This is a genomic window from Labrys sp. KB_33_2, assembly GCF_052114505.1.
Taxonomy (GTDB): Bacteria; Pseudomonadota; Alphaproteobacteria; order Rhizobiales; family Labraceae; genus Labrys.
Genome location: NZ_JBFREW010000040.1, coordinates 1 through 14588 on the forward strand (window position 1 = coordinate 1; position 14588 = coordinate 14588).

General features: G+C 57.8%; 8 protein-coding genes and 3 pseudogenes. 4 read left to right on the forward strand and 7 right to left on the reverse strand.

The window, feature by feature from the left end:
* Positions 1–359: pseudogene (locus AB4037_RS33950) on the forward strand (glycosyltransferase WbuB); the annotation flags it as partial.
* A gap of 146 nt (positions 360–505) precedes the next feature.
* Here the strand turns inward: AB4037_RS33950 and AB4037_RS33955 are convergent.
* On the reverse strand, positions 506–844 hold the full coding sequence (locus AB4037_RS33955; protein ID WP_441774564.1) for a hypothetical protein: 339 nt from the start codon (positions 842–844) through the stop codon (positions 506–508).
* Positions 845–1851: 1007 nt separating this feature from the next.
* On the opposite strand from AB4037_RS33955, the gene AB4037_RS33960 reads away from it, so the two are divergent.
* Positions 1852–2544, forward strand: coding sequence for an alpha/beta hydrolase (locus tag AB4037_RS33960; protein WP_441774565.1), 693 nt, complete (start codon positions 1852–1854; stop codon positions 2542–2544).
* A gap of 460 nt (positions 2545–3004) precedes the next feature.
* On the opposite strand, the pseudogene AB4037_RS33965 reads toward AB4037_RS33960, so the two are convergent.
* From AB4037_RS33965 to AB4037_RS33980, 4 genes and pseudogenes are all read right to left on the reverse strand, one after another.
* Positions 3005–3737: pseudogene (locus tag AB4037_RS33965) on the reverse strand (IS30 family transposase).
* Between the two features lie 144 nt (positions 3738–3881).
* Entirely contained in the window at positions 3882–4988 is a 1107-nt protein-coding gene (locus tag AB4037_RS33970; protein WP_441774566.1) for a GNAT family N-acetyltransferase, read from the reverse strand.
* A gap of 735 nt (positions 4989–5723) precedes the next feature.
* The gene (locus tag AB4037_RS33975; protein WP_441774567.1) at positions 5724–6755 is read right to left on the reverse strand and encodes an AraC family transcriptional regulator; all 1032 of its coding nucleotides are present in this window, start codon (positions 6753–6755) and stop codon (positions 5724–5726) included.
* A gap of 434 nt (positions 6756–7189) precedes the next feature.
* On the reverse strand, positions 7190–7399 hold the full coding sequence (locus AB4037_RS33980; RefSeq protein WP_441774568.1) for a hypothetical protein: 210 nt from the start codon (positions 7397–7399) through the stop codon (positions 7190–7192).
* Positions 7400–8133: 734 nt separating this feature from the next.
* Between AB4037_RS33980 and AB4037_RS33985 the strand changes: the two genes are divergently transcribed.
* Together AB4037_RS33985 and AB4037_RS33990 are read left to right on the forward strand one after the other, a co-directional pair.
* Positions 8134–11538, forward strand: coding sequence for an autotransporter outer membrane beta-barrel domain-containing protein (locus AB4037_RS33985; protein WP_441774569.1), 3405 nt, complete (start codon positions 8134–8136; stop codon positions 11536–11538).
* Positions 11539–11935: 397 nt separating this feature from the next.
* Positions 11936–12364, forward strand: coding sequence for a hypothetical protein (locus tag AB4037_RS33990; RefSeq protein ID WP_441774570.1), 429 nt, complete (start codon positions 11936–11938; stop codon positions 12362–12364).
* 550 nt (positions 12365–12914) lie between these two features.
* On the opposite strand, the gene AB4037_RS33995 is transcribed toward AB4037_RS33990, so the two are convergent.
* On the reverse strand, positions 12915–13949 hold the full coding sequence (locus AB4037_RS33995) for an IS110 family transposase (protein ID WP_441774571.1): 1035 nt from the start codon (positions 13947–13949) through the stop codon (positions 12915–12917).
* Positions 13950–14058: 109 nt separating this feature from the next.
* A pseudogene (locus tag AB4037_RS34000) lies at positions 14059–14588 on the reverse strand (IS5 family transposase); the annotation flags it as partial.

Sequence of the window (14588 nt, forward strand, 5' to 3'; positions counted from 1 at the left end):
CCGGCACATTGCCACACTCCCTGACGGTGCCGGATATTCACTGGCTATCGCTCAATCCACGCCTGGAAGGTCTGATCGTGCCGAGCAAGTTCTATGGCATCGCTGCAGCCGGAAAGCCCATGATTGCAGTCATGGCGCCGGACGGCGAAATTTCCGACCTGATTCACCGATGCGATTGGGGTGCCGTCATCACGCCCGGCGACAGCGCGGGTTTTGCGAAAGTCGTCCGCGAATGGCGCCATCGGCCTGAGCTTTTGGTACAGAAGGGGCGCAATGCGCGTGCCTTGATTGAGAGCGGGTTTGACCGGCTCTCCTGCCTGCGCCGCTGGCAGGCGCTATTGTCATCCATGAGAAGCTAGGCCAGCAGCGCAAGCAAATAGGAATTTCATGAACGGTGTTTCCGTCATTGAATCGACAGCTCCGACACCTGTCATGCCGCTGGCCGGCCGCAAGGAGCGCCGCCGGCTTCATCGGTACCACCGGTTTCCAACGGAACAGCTTTGCACTAACTTCCGGTCCGCACCTTGAAGTAGACGCCGTCGACGTAACCGTTCAGGCCACAAAAGCTCGCCGCCGCGCCCCCCCGCCCAGACCTGGCGAAGTCGACGCCCAGCACGGGCTGCGCGCCGACACGGGTCAGGGTGATTCTCTCACCCGTCTCGCCGCCCTCGACGGCGAAGTCGAGAATGTTTGGGCCTGGCTTGCCGCCGCCTTCGGCCTGGCAGACCCAATTGCCCTGGATGGGATCGGCGGTACCGATCGAGGCCTTCAAGGTGCCATCGCTCGCCTGCGTGACCGTCACGCCACCGTCCAGGCTGCGCCACTCTCCGACCATAACCTTCACCGCTCGCGATCTCCAGGCTGTTCAGGAACTTCACCCGCTGCCCCATCACGTCCTTGAGACCGCTCACCCTCTCCGCCAGGGAAGCCGCTCGCTCGGCAACCTGGTCGCGTATCCGAATGAAATATTTCTGGTCCTTGCCGAGCAATTCGCCGGTGTGGCTATCGACGGCCCGGCTAATCTCCATGAGGCGGGCTGCGATGGCGACATCCACCTTGGCCAGATCGCTGTCGGCGCAGATCGCCTTCTCCGCCGGCGATTTCGCCTTGGCGCAATTGAAGGAGGGCGCGGAAGCGGCCCAACCCGGCGCTGACAACAGCAGACAGGCGGTGGCGGATAGCAGGGGCGGAAGGGGCGGTACGGGATTTCATCGATTGGACCCGGAGCATGATGAAAGGAAGCTACGCAGCAGTGCCAAAGAAGCTGGCGGTGTCAAGCGCTCCCCAGCGCGCTTGTTTCCGACGAAACAACTGCAGACACCAATGCCGGTCGGTCGTGGCGAGATGAAGTGTTTGCCTGAAGTAGAGTACCCGGACAAGTTTCACGGATGGGCCTCGCCCGTAGGCCTCCATGAACGTTTGATATCTTGCAGTGTCCGGCGTTTGTGATGTTGCCCTGGAATGGTGGACACAGATTTAGGCCATGTGTCGTTCGGCCTGTTCGGGGTTTTATATCGGCGAGCGGAGTGGATCCGCGGACGATTATAGTCAGCTTCGATATAAGCGAATAGGTTGCGTCGCAGCATTTGGCGTTCGTAGACTATTTTTGCTTGGTAGCCTCAGCCAATTTCTGAACGGCCGTTGGTCCTTCGTGAACGCATGCGAGCCGTCGCCACATGCAAATTAGTGTGACGAATTTACTCCATCAAGTACTGAAATATCCGTAGTTTATAGCGCAGATCAGCATCGAAACCACATGCCGCTTCACGTCCGAAGGAGTTATAGCGGCCGGATGCAAAGCAAGCTAGCGTTGTCTCCGTAGAGGGGGCTGAACGGTAGCGAGGCATACGGATGGGTAAAGAAGCGACGATCGTGTTGGTTCATGGCTTCTGGGGTGGTGCTGCGCATTGGGCCAACGTGATCACTGAACTTACGCGGCTGGGATACGCTAAGGTGCGTGCCGTCGAACTGCCGCTCACCGGCTTGGCTGATGATGCCGAGCGCACCCGCAAGATGGTCAAGCAGCAGGAAGGCAAGGTGGTGCTGGTCGGCCATTCCTATGGCGGTGCGGTGATCACCGAAGCCGGAGACTTACCGAATGTGGCAGGCCTGGTCTATATCGCCGCCTTCGCGCCGGATGCCGGCGAGAGCCCCGGCGCAATCAGCCAACAGAATCCTCCCGAGGCATTCCCCAATATCACGGCCGACAGCGATGGCTATCTGTGGATCAAATACGAAAAATTCGGCGAGAGCTTTTGCCAAGATCTCAGCGCTGACGAAGCCAGGATCATGGCCATTACCCAAAAAGCGCCGTTGGCCAGTGCCTTCGCCGACAATGTCACTGCTCCAGCCTGGAGAAAAAAACCTACCTGGTACCAGATTTCTAGTCAGGATCGAATGATAGCCCCCGATAATGAAAAACGCATGTCGGCACGCATGAATGCGCGCAAGATCATCACCCTCGATGCCAGCCACGCCTCGCTCGCGTCCCGGCCGGCCGAGGTGTCACAATTGATCGGCGAAGCCGCCAGCACTGGCGTATGATCGTGGTGCTCGGCCAGCGCCGCCTGCCAATAGGAATTCTACGGCTGCCAACACTGCTGCGCACGCGCCGCCGCACGTGGGACTTCCATGGCAGCTCGCGCTCATGACGATGGAATGATTCGGCGAGACAGGATTCCAAATCTGCGCGCAGCTTAGGGATCCGGCTCGCAATGGCGGGCGTGATGGCAACGGGCTTATCGAGCCCATCACCCACGATGCCGAGGTGAACGGTTTTATTCCCTGGGCATGGGTTCCTGGGGAGGTCGAGGAACGCGCCTGGGCAATTTCGACGAGCACTTGTGGGACATGGCGTTTTGGGTCGCCGCGGGCCAGCCTTGTCCCACACAAAGAGCACCCAATAAAACCTGCTGAAGGCTCGGGAGCAGATGGTGGCTGCCAGCTTGACCCCGGTGTGAGTTCTCGTCGAAATGCGACTGGGGGCAGGTGGAGGATAGCCGCTTCATCGCCGGGCTGCCATCAGCTTTCGGCGGAAGACCTCGGCCGGGGTTCGAAAGCCCAGGCATTTGCGGGGTGTCGAGTTGAAGTAATGGCATAGTTGGCGCAGATGTTGTTCGTCCAGCGACAGAGGATCGATCTCCCTCGACAGCCAGCGGCACGCCCGGCGATTGCCGAACTTGCGCTGGAACTGGATGAGATCGCATTCCCAATGGCCGAACTGGCGGCGTTCGCGCACGATGTCGGGACGATGGAGAATGCTCAGTTTCGGGCTGAACCGGCGGCCATGGCGCCGACGGGCATGCCAAGGTCGGCGCCGGGCACGACGTTCGGGCAGGTAGTGCTACAGTTTGCGCTCGCGCGCCCCTGCGCGAATGCACGAAGCGATAGATGGTCTCATGGCACACACGCGTGCGGCTACGCTTGAGCTTGAGGCGACCGGCGATCTGATCGGCCAACCAGCCATGACGTAGTCGCTCCTCGACCACCGAACACAGGGCCGGCCAGCGCAACAGCCTGCAAAGCCCATAGCGCCGATCTCGCGTTCGTGTGTGCGCCGCCATGCCAAAATAACCGCTCACACCCGGCAGATCGCTGTCGCTGAACAGATTGCGTCGCAGCTCACGAAGGATCGTTGAGCGGTGCCGCCCGAGTTTTTCCGCGATGACGTCTGCGTGGCGCTAACGCTCGATTTTGCGTCGTTCATCCAAACTGATCTGGGAGTAGGTGCACTTCATGAGGGAACCTGAACCAACGATAAGCTTTTGACATCGTTAGTATCAACTCTGGGTCACCATGGAAGAAGCCGCCATCAGCTTCGTGGCCAGCGCGGCGATCGGTGTGGTCGTCGGCATTGCACTCGGGCGCGACCGCATGACGCTCTAATGGAAATCCAAAGCAATACGGCTCCATGCCTCTCCAGCAAGGCCGCCGAGAAAAATGTCGTGACGGCTAACGGCCTCGTTGACTTCATGATGGCGCGAGGAGACGCAGGTATAAGCCTTGTGCCTGTAAAACAATGCCTGGTGCTTCGAAAACGCTTCCAGGAATCGAGGTTGAACCGGTCCTCGCGCGGCAATGTGGCCCGCAGCGTCCAGATGATGCAGCATCTGCCCGACCACCAGGTCATCATCCTTTGGTGACGCCGTCAGAATATTGAGGACCTTCGCGGTGGAACCTGGCTTGCCAAAGAAGACGTAACAACCGCACGGTCGGCCAGAGGCGTCGTAGACACATCGCATCTGCAGGGGCCCGTCGGATCGATACATGGATGCCATATGCAGGATCCAGGTTAATTCGGGCTTCGACCAAATAGGGCGCACCGAATAGTTCTCCAGAAACGCGCAGGCCTGTTCCTGGAAGGCATCTACATCCATCGCCTCGTCGCGCACGCCAGGGCTTGCTTCATGGGAAAGGGGTTTACGGATACGATCAATCAGCGCGTCACCGATCCTGGAAAAGGGAAGCAAGACCGTCTCTCGTAGAACGGAAGTGCGGGGCGTCAGGCGGGAAATCGCATATCCCGCGCGTTTGAACACGCAGCACCACTCAAGGCTCTCTGCCGGCAATATGAGTCCGCCTACAGCTCTGAAATGCCTTGCCGAGACAGGTGCAGCGCTGTCGGTGAAGCACAGGTCCTGATTTCGTGCCCGCAGCATGTGCAGGGTGAGTTGGGCCGCGCCTGCGGTCGGGATATCAGGATCGGTCATGAATGTGCCCAGGAGGCGGGCAACCATGATGCGCCCATTCACATAATATTGCATAGGAACGGCAGACATGACGCTGTCTATGCGCCCGTCTGCGGCCTCATGGACAAAGCCTCCATGCGCCGGGTCATAGAATGGGCTCCCAAAAAAGAGATTCTCGAAATAGCTGTTAAAGTCCGAGGACGAAAAGATCATCTTATTGCGGAATATCCTGAAATAAAGTGTACCAATCTGCGGTATGTCTTCAATACGCATAGGCCGAAGTTGCGTTTTTTGGTTCATTTTCCCTCCATTCCAAATCCAAGCGATCTCTACAATGATTAACAGTAAATTACGTAAGGGAACATAAGATATAATTTCTACTGTTATTGGTATATGTAATTTAAATTTGGCCATTTTGGGGCAATCAAACGCGATTTGATTCCGAAATGACCTCTGTTTTTCGAAATTTTGTACACATGCATTAATAGGAATTGATATCTACTGGGCAACGATTTACTATTTTTGTACAAACATCTAAGCCAAAAGTGGCAAGGCTCTATAAGAATTCCGGAGGGAGTAAGCGCCGTCTTCAAGAGTTCATGCGGCCCAAAGCGGCGTAGAGGCTTTGCGCGCACGGATCGAAAGCACAAGCCATCGCATCAACTCGGCGCTTCCGTTCGGCGTCGCCGAGGTCTGTTCACGGGCACCCAGGCAGCCTACTACAATCGCTCCGTGCGATGACGGAAAGCGGGCGTATGTGTAGTGGATCGAGATCATCGCGTTTTCTGGCTCGAATTGTCTGCGACTCTAAATCTATCTCGGCTCACAATGTATGATACAGGGCTCAGATTATCTGCGACGGGCTCACGGCGCTGCGACTGAGACCCACAATGCGGGCATGATCGGTCGAGAAGGGCGCGCACATAGAATGGTCAAAAAGCTACTGGAGTACGCCCTATCTGACCAGACAGGGGAGCGGCTCATCGTTCAGGCGGTATTGGGCAAAACTCGTCCAGCGCCGCGTCGGCTTAACGCTCATTGACGAGCTTTCGCACGATAGTCTGACGGAGATGTCTTCATACCCGCGCGGAAGGCATGTCCGAAATTGGACGTGTCGCTGTAGCCCAGGCGCTCGGCGATCGCGCCAATGGTCAAATCCGTTTCCAAGAGGAGTTTGGCGGCCTGCTCCATGCGCATCCTATTTATGATGAGCCGAAAGCTAGTGCCTTCCACCGCGAGTCGGCGTCGAAGTGTGCGCGAGCTCATGCCCAGCCAGTCAGAAACTTTTTCGAACGAAGCCGAACTCGTCCCTCTTTCTACCATCATCGCATGAATCCGGGCTTCGATGGCCTGAGACGGGAGACATTGATCGAATTGCCCCTCATAGAGCCCTTTCATCAGGGCAAAAGTCGGCGCGAAGCCCTGTTTCGGCTTGCGATCGAGAAGGTCCAAATGAAACAGGATACGATCATTCGGCCGACCATAGTTGATCGGACAGTTGAATGTATCGACATACACACGGGAATCCGCCGGCTCGGCCGAACTCAGATCGATGGCAGATATCTTCCAATCTGTTCCCAAAAGCTCGTAACCGCATCTAAGACTGACCCCGAGGGCATATTCGATCAGAAAGACATAAAGGTCCTTCTCCCAGTGTCTGTCACAGGGAGGATGGAAGGAAACCATCGCCATAGCTGGTTCCTCCGAGAAAACAAACCTCACAATCGGATCGGAAGCCTTATCATAGCGGGTCATGAAATCGAGGAGATTTCGCAAACGAGGCGCGCTCTGCATTGTCAGCCCATAGAGGCCATAATTGTTCAGCGTTACGGACAGGCCAAAACGCAGACCCAAATGCGGGCGCCGTGACAGCTTGATGGCTCGTCGAATGACATCAAGAAGCTGTCGGGTCGAGACGCAAGTGCGAGGATCGGAGGGGTCGTACAGCTTGATCTCGACCCCTCGCAAAATTGAATCAGTTGACACCCCTTCATCCGAAAGCATTTTTAGCAAAGAGGAAAGAATGTTTGTCCTCTCTATAAGATTCAAGTTCGAATTTTTGACCATTATTCGCCTGTTATTTTGCTTTCGTTGCACATCTATTCTGCAGTAAATTTGATAATTTCCAAGAAAATATTTAAAAAAATTTCATATAAATTATAATATATAAATTATAATACATATCCCTAAATATTATTTTGGCCGAAATTCACCGAAAAAATGGCCGGTCGCAACCTACACTAAATTGATATGTTCCCTTACGTTATATCGCAACGGAGTAGATTAAATTTTTCGGCCATTATCCTGAAACAGCAGCGGCAGGTGACACATACAGATAGCTACAATGGAAGCTGATCTGGGCACAGAGAAGGTTATTATTCGGATATATATCAGGTCTTTCTCGGTACTTCCAGATAACCAAAAGTGCAGGCTTGCTTCAGTCCTTTTAGTAATTCACCAACCACTGACATCGGCATTGTTTAGGACAGGATCGGAAAGAATTAACCGCGCAGGCGATGGTCCGTCTGGTTGAACGTCTCGGCCTGGATCGTCTTTGGTTGCTGACCGGGCAGGGTGATCCGCAGTGCGAACCTGATTTTACTCACGTCGGAACTGTCGATCGTGTTGTCGGCCTTAAAGGGCGGGTTAGCGCCCTGAATACACTGGGCGCCCAGATCTTCAGCACTGTTGAGGCGCTGAGGTCGCGCCACGCGGATCCTGCTCCCTCCGGGAGGTCTAGGCCGGCGCTGCACAAAGCACCGCTCGTCGACCTAACGGGCGGCCTGCGCCGGCGGGTCTGGCACGCACACCGGAAGGGCGCAACGGTCGGCAAGATTGCCCTCGGATATCAGGTCAGCCGAGTCGTCGCGCTGACCGTCATCGAGGCCACTCCACCGGGCAAAAAGCGCAACAGAATTATATACCGGTTCTCAATTGAATAGGGGAGGCAATGTACTGACTTTGATCGTCAATTGCGAAGAGCTGCCCCAGGCGATCAACATCAAAGCGGCAATCGGCAAACGATTTGACCTGGAATTGCCGGCTCAAGGTCCTCTGTTCAGGCTTGAGGAACCTGGAGAGGTCAACCCAACCGACCTGAAGTGGACGAATGACGTGCTAGCGCCGCCAAATGAAGCGCCATCGCGGAACACCCACGGCGAAGTCGCAGCGGCAAGCGTAAGCCAGGTAGCGGCTGAGACAACGAAATACAGCCTATGCGTGTGCGAAAGCGCACATACAGGTGAATGGCTTTTCTCGATATGTGCGCCTTCGCACCAACCGGTCAAATCAAAATAAAATGACAACTCGACGCAAGAAGCCTATCGGCTCTCCGAACAGATCTCGCGCTGCAAAAAAGCATGAGTCGATTAAAATAGCCGCAGGCGCCGCGAGCTGCCTTCTCGCACTTGTTCCGTGGAACGGTGCGCATGCGCAGAACGTGATCGTGAACAACCAGACCGTGGATGTTCCCGGCACGCAGCCAAGCCCCTGGAATGCGGGCAATCTCCTCATTGGCAGCCCGAACACGGGCACAGTCAACGTTCTCGCTGGTGGCAGTGTCAACGTCAACAGTCTCTTGGCGGTGGGCCGCACTGGCACCGGCAATCTCAACCTCAGCGGCGGTGGCCAGACCAAAGCCAGCACGACGGCCATAGGTCTGCTCGCAGGCTCGACCGGAAACGCCGTCGTGACGGGAGCGGGCTCTACTTTGACGTCGACCAGTATCCTTCGTGTCGGGGACTCCGGAACCGGCGCCCTCGATATCAGTGCCGGCGGCAAGGCCGTGGGCAATACGGTTATTATCGGCAATGCAGCCGGCTCGACAGGAACCGCCACCGTGGCGGGGCCCGGGTCCAACCTGACATCGAATGGCACGCTTGTGGTCGGCGCCGCCGGCAAAGGCTCGTTGAGGATCGAAAATGGTGGTAGCGTCACCAATGCCAATCCGCCCAACACCCCGGCCCAGACAACGATCGGACAGCGGGCAGGTTCGGACGGCTCTGTGACCGTGACGGGCGCCGGCTCGACGTTCGATGCCGGCGCCTATTTGTTCGTCGGCGATGCCGGCAAAGGCTCTTTGCGAATTGAGGACGGTGCCACTGCCTCCAGCTCCTCCTTCGTCACGATCGCCAACAGCGCCGGTGCCAACGGCTCGTCGATGGTCGTGACCGGCCCCGGCTCGGCCTGGAGCTCCTACAGCGTGAACGTCGGCGGACAATCCTATAATGGCAGCGGCCTCACCGATGGCGGCCAAGGCTCACTCCTCATTGAAGACGGCGGCCAGATCAACACCACCTCCGGCTCGATTGGCTACAACGGCACGCCCTCGGTCGTGACGGTTACGGGCGAGGGCTCCAAATGGACCGCGACTAGCGGCTTGACGGTCGAATCAAGCACACTGAACGTCGAGGATGGCGGCCAGCTGCAGACAGGTTTTCTCTGCGTCAATTGTTATAACGGCTATGGTCCCAGCGCCATCAACGTCGCGGGCGAGGATTCCAAACTTGTAGCGTCGAGCCAGTTCTCGGTCTTGTATGGCGCCACCACCATCGATGTGACGCAAGGCGGTGCGATCGAAAGTGGCATCACGCATCTGAGCTACTATGAGGGCTCAAACACCACCGCCACGATCAATGGTGCGGGCTCAAGCTGGACGACGGCCGACGAATTGATCGTTGGACGACTGGGCACGGCCAGCCTCACGGTCAAGGATGGCGGCAAGTTAAAGACCGCCTCCGCGACGATTGCGCAACTGGTCAGCACCAACCCGGGAGGAGCCGCCTCGAACGGCACGGTTCTGGTCTCCGGCCAGGGCTCCAGCTGGGAGAATACCGGAACCCTCGTCGTCGGCGACAATGGCAAGGCCAGCCTGACGGTCGAGGACGGCGCCAAGGTCACCAGCGGCACCACCACGATCGCACGCTTCGACGGTTCCGACGGCATCGTCACGGTTACCGGCACGGGCTCGTCCTTGGCCGTGACCGGCGACATGTCGGTCGGCAATGGCGGTGCCACCGGCGTCGTCAACCTCGCCGATGGCGGCCTTGCCTCGGTCTCGGGCACGGTTGGCGTCGGCGGAGGCTTCTCGCCCAACGGCACCGGCACCATCAATATCGGCACCGGCGGCCTCGCCGGGAACCTGACCGCCGACAAGATCGCCAGCTACTCCCAGACCGGGGCAACGATCAATTTCAACCACACCGACGATATCACCTTCACGCCGGCGATGACGAGCACATCGCCGAACTACAATCTTGCCGTCAACCAGATGAACAGCGGCACCACTACGCTGATGGGGCAGAGCACCTATCATGGCCTGACCACCGTCTCGGCGGGTATGCTGCAGGCGGGGGCCACCAACGCCTTCAGCCCCAATTCGGACGTCAACGTCACGGCCGGCACTCTGGATGCCAACGGCTTCAACCAGACCGTGAAGGCGCTGACCAATGCCGGCACGATTGCGACCAATCTCAAGGGTGGCCCTGCCGGCACAACGCTCACGGTGAGAGGGGACTATGTCGGTGTTTCTGGCAGCGCGATTGAGCTGAACACTTACCTCGCCTCGGACAATGCGCCGAGCGACAAGCTGATCGTCAACGGCAACGTCTCGGGAGCGACGACGCTCACGATCCACAACACCGGCGGTCCCGGCGCAGCGACCGCGGCTGACGGCATCGAGGTTATCCATGTCGGCGGCACCTCGCAGGCCGGCACATTCACGCTCGGCGCCGCCGTCGCGGCGGGTGCCTATGACTACAACCTCTATCTCGGCGGCGTAGGCGCCAATACCGGCAACCAGAACTGGTATCTGCGCTCGACGGGCAAGCTGTCCCCCAACAGCCAGACCGCACTTCCCTATGCGGACGTATTGTCGAACTTCGCGCAGGCAACGCTCGGCACCCTGCAGCAACGCACGGGCAATCGTATCTGGCCTGATGGTACCTCACGCGTGGCGGCCAATTTGCCGCCCGCAGGAGCCATGGCCTACGCCAAGGGCGGCCCCACATTGATCGGCCAGGGCGCCTGGGGCCGGATGGGGGGGCAATATTCTTCCTTCGACCCCAGGACGGGTTCGGCCTACACACAGAGCATCGGTTTCCTGCAGGCCGGCTATGAAGGCGTGGCGCGGGAGACCACCTCGGGCGACCTCACCATCGGCGCCTATGCGATCATGGGCACGTCAACGGCACGGATCGACGTCAGCAATGACCCCGTGACGGGCGCGGCGCGGGCCAAGGGCAAAATCACCACGCAAGGCTACGGCATCGGCGCCAACCTGACCTGGCTCGGCCATGACGGCTTGTATGCCGACGCCATCGGCCAGTTCACCTGGTATGATTCGACCCTGTCGAACAAGACCGGCCACAACCAAGGCTGGTCGAGCGCGGCGAGCCTGGAGGTTGGCAAGCGCTATGAGCTCGGCTCGGGCTGGGCGGTGGTGCCGCAGGCGCAACTGGCCTGGACGCATGTCGACTTCTCCAGCTTCACCGACAATCTGGGCAACCGCATCGCGCTGGGCAGAGGCGACAGCCTGCAGGGCCGCGCGGGGATACGATTGGAGAACCTGTCAAGCTGGCAGGATGCGAACGGCCAGGCGGCGCGCCTGCAGTTCTATGGCATAGCCAACCTGACCTACGAATTCTTGAAGGGCAGGAGCGTGAAGGTGTCCGGCGCCTCGCTGGTCCAGAGCAATCGTCGCCTGTGGGGCGAGGTTGGCGTGGGCGCCACCTATGCCTGGAACAAGAACTGGAGCGCTTATGGCGAGGCCAACTATGCCATGGCCCTCTCCGGCGGGGGCGGCGACAACTACGCCGTCAAGGGAACAGCCGGCCTGCGATATACTTGGTGATTGGAACAATCACAGACACGGTGGGTTTGATAACCTGGTCGAATTGCAGATAAGCTATAGGACGCAGGTAGAGTGCACGCAAGTGAATGCGTGCACTCACAACACATGTAATAAAAAAGGAACTGTCTAGAGAGAGATTAATTCCTAAGAATTATTCGGTTGAACTGCAATATTTGGGTTAATTTACTCCATCTAATCATTTTATACTGGATTATTTCTTCAGAGGATAAATGAGATAGAATCTCACACTGAAGTGACCCCGATTAAACCTGGAGCCAGCCCTGTAATGCACCCCCTTGCTCCATCACCTGCAAACCGGCTACGTTTTTGAAAGTGCCTTTTCCGCAGCACGGATAGTGCCTCGTTCCCTCATGTCGACACGGAAGTCAGAAAACTCATGTTACAAGAGGCACCAGCTTGTTTTGTCTCTATCTGCGAGCTCGTGCTGCTTCGCGACTGTCTCGCCCATTGCCTCGTCAAGGCCAGAGTTGCGGCCTCTGTTGAGGGCTACGGCACGATAGATGACTGGCGTCCGGGCTTCGAAAGTATTTTGATTGTGATGTTGCTATACTACAGAGGCGAAGCAGCGGAGAACATCACGAAAGATATTCCTAAAATTCTTAGAAGAACATCACAGGCAAGAATAGTAGTGATATCTGATCATGAGACGCCCGAACTGATCGCCTCTACAATCGCCCTGGGCGCGCATGCCTTTGTTGGGACTGTTTCCAGCCTTGACCTGGTGTTGGCTGCGTTGCAGCTGGTTCGTGCTGGCGGAAAGTATGTGTCGCTAGAGAGCTTCCGCGGGAAACAGGTATGTCAATGATGTCGCAAACCGTTATGGAGGTCGAGTCAGGTATAAATAATAAATATTTACCTTCGACAAACCTGCTTAAGAGATCTCTGATGAACCGATACAAAAACTCACAATATAACAACCAACCAACCAATGTATATCATAAATTGTTTTAGAAAAATTATGCACTTAAATAATAAATTCTGACAATAAATTTGATTTATATATAATAATATCTAGGTTCAGGACTTCGGTAACGGGGCCGTCCCAGTCAAGCGATTTTGGGCGGGCATGATCGTCCGCTTGCAGGCGGACGTGTCGACGGCTTGATGCTGAGCGGCGCAGTGTATGCTTAAAGCCGCAGCCTTCCTGTGAGATCCCCCGGGTGCATGCTTCGGTCCGTGGTCAGCGCGCGAGCTGCCAACATGATGCTGGTTCGATGCAGTTTCCGATGTGCCCATCTCATTGGCGTGCTCGACGAAGATCGGCAACAGTCCTGACCTCGGCATCATCGGAACCGCGTCCCTGGGGGACCTCGAAGGCCTGCGGTCAAGCAGGCAACTGTGCGAGGTTCAGCTCGTTAAACCTCTTGCGGGATGACCGGTGCCTCTATCTGGAAGGTGGTACCGTCGACCCAAATCCGGTGAAGGATCACTCCGATGCGGCGAGCAAGCGCCACCATGGCGCGCTTCCGACCGCGACGGCGCGCTATCTGTGCTGCCCAAGTTCCGAGCCATGTCGAGCACCCCCGATTCATCATGACGGTCGCGGCCTGACAGAGAGCGCGGCGCAGACTGACGTCTCCGGCCTTTGTGATGCCGCCCGATACATCACGTTCGCCAGACTGATTGCGTGAAGGTGTCAGGCCGACCCAAGGGCCAACCTTTTTCGATGACGTGAAACGGGCGGGATCATCTATTGCAGAGCGGAAGGTCAAAGCCACGACTGCGCCGATCCCGGGCATGGACATTAACCGATGGCATGCCGAGTCATCCTGGGCGAGTTGGCGGACGCATCGTTCCAGTTCCGCTAGTTCGCGCCGCAGAGAGGCCCGCGCTCGCAGCATCGGCTCCGTCGCGGCTTCGAGCATTCGATTGCCGACTGTCAGTTCGCGGATGCGATGCTCGAACTGGCCGCGCGAGATGGCACCTACCTTCAGCCCGAAGTTCCGCAGAAGCCCACGCAGGGACATCTCCAGTGCGATCATACCCTGCTGGACTGCTTTGCGAGCTCCGAGCACGGTACGGACCTCCTGCGCCGAAACGGATTTACAGTGAACCGGCCGGAACCAGCCCAGATGCAGCAGGCGGGCAATTCCTTCCGCGTCGCGCCGGTCAGTTTTGATCGGCATGGCCTTCAAGGCGCCCTTGACCTGCCGAGTTTCCATCAAAACGACGTCCAGGCCCGCCTCGGCCAATCCACGATGCAACCATTGCGACAAGGGGCCGGCCTCGAGGCCGATGGCGGCGATGCTGCCATGCTGTTCTGCGATCCAACTCGCGAGCGCCTCGGGCTCACTGGCGACCTGTGCCTCCTTCACGATCTTCCCATGTTCGCTGATCACGCAGATCGCGGTCTTCGCCAACGACACATCCAAACCGACAAACAGTCTCATCCCGCAGTCCTCCTTCTGGATCCGATACGGGAACAGCGACAGCCTGCCCTGATCTTGCAAGCGGCAACGAGCGGTGCGCGACGCAGGCCCCGTTACGGCATCTCGTTGATCAGAGCCAGAAGATGACGGCGGCGGCGATGCAAATGGCCGAGAAGAAGGTGTGAGCGCATCGGTCGTAGCGGGTTGCGATGCGCCGCCATTCCTTGAGTTTAGCGAAGAGGTTCTCGACCTTGTGTCGCTGGCAATAGAGCGCCTTGTCGTAAGGGTAAGGGATTTTCCGGCTTCGGCTCGACGGGATGCACGGTTCGATGCCTTTGGCGACCAGCGCCTGGCGGAATGCGGCGCTGTCGTAGCCGCGATCGGCGATGAGGTCTTTGGCGGGCGGGAGGGCGCCGAGCACGAGGCGTGCGCCCTTGTGATCGCTCATCAGGCCTTCCGAGAGCAGCATGACGATCGGACGGCCCTCGCCGTCGCAGACGGTGTGGAGCTCGGAGTTCAACCCGCCTTTGGTGCGCCCGATACGGCGGGGAACAGCCCCTTTTTGAGCAGGCTCGCCGCCGTGCGATGGGCTTTCAGGTGCGTCGCGTCGATCATGATCCGCTCGGGCTTCGGCCCTTCGCCGGCGAGCCCTGCGAAGAT

What these genes read in the sequence shown, in the direction of transcription:
- AB4037_RS33975 (WP_441774567.1), bottom strand. Translation starts at nt 6,755, where the DNA reads ATGGTCAAAAATTCGAACTTGAATCTTATAGAGAGGACAAACATTCTT.
- AB4037_RS33960 (WP_441774565.1), top strand. Translation starts at nt 1,852, where the DNA reads ATGGGTAAAGAAGCGACGATCGTGTTGGTTCATGGCTTCTGGGGTGGT.
- AB4037_RS33995 (WP_441774571.1), bottom strand. Translation starts at nt 13,949, where the DNA reads ATGAGACTGTTTGTCGGTTTGGATGTGTCGTTGGCGAAGACCGCGATC.
- AB4037_RS33970 (WP_441774566.1), bottom strand. Translation starts at nt 4,988, where the DNA reads ATGAACCAAAAAACGCAACTTCGGCCTATGCGTATTGAAGACATACCG.
- AB4037_RS33990 (WP_441774570.1), top strand. Translation starts at nt 11,936, where the DNA reads ATGTTACAAGAGGCACCAGCTTGTTTTGTCTCTATCTGCGAGCTCGTG.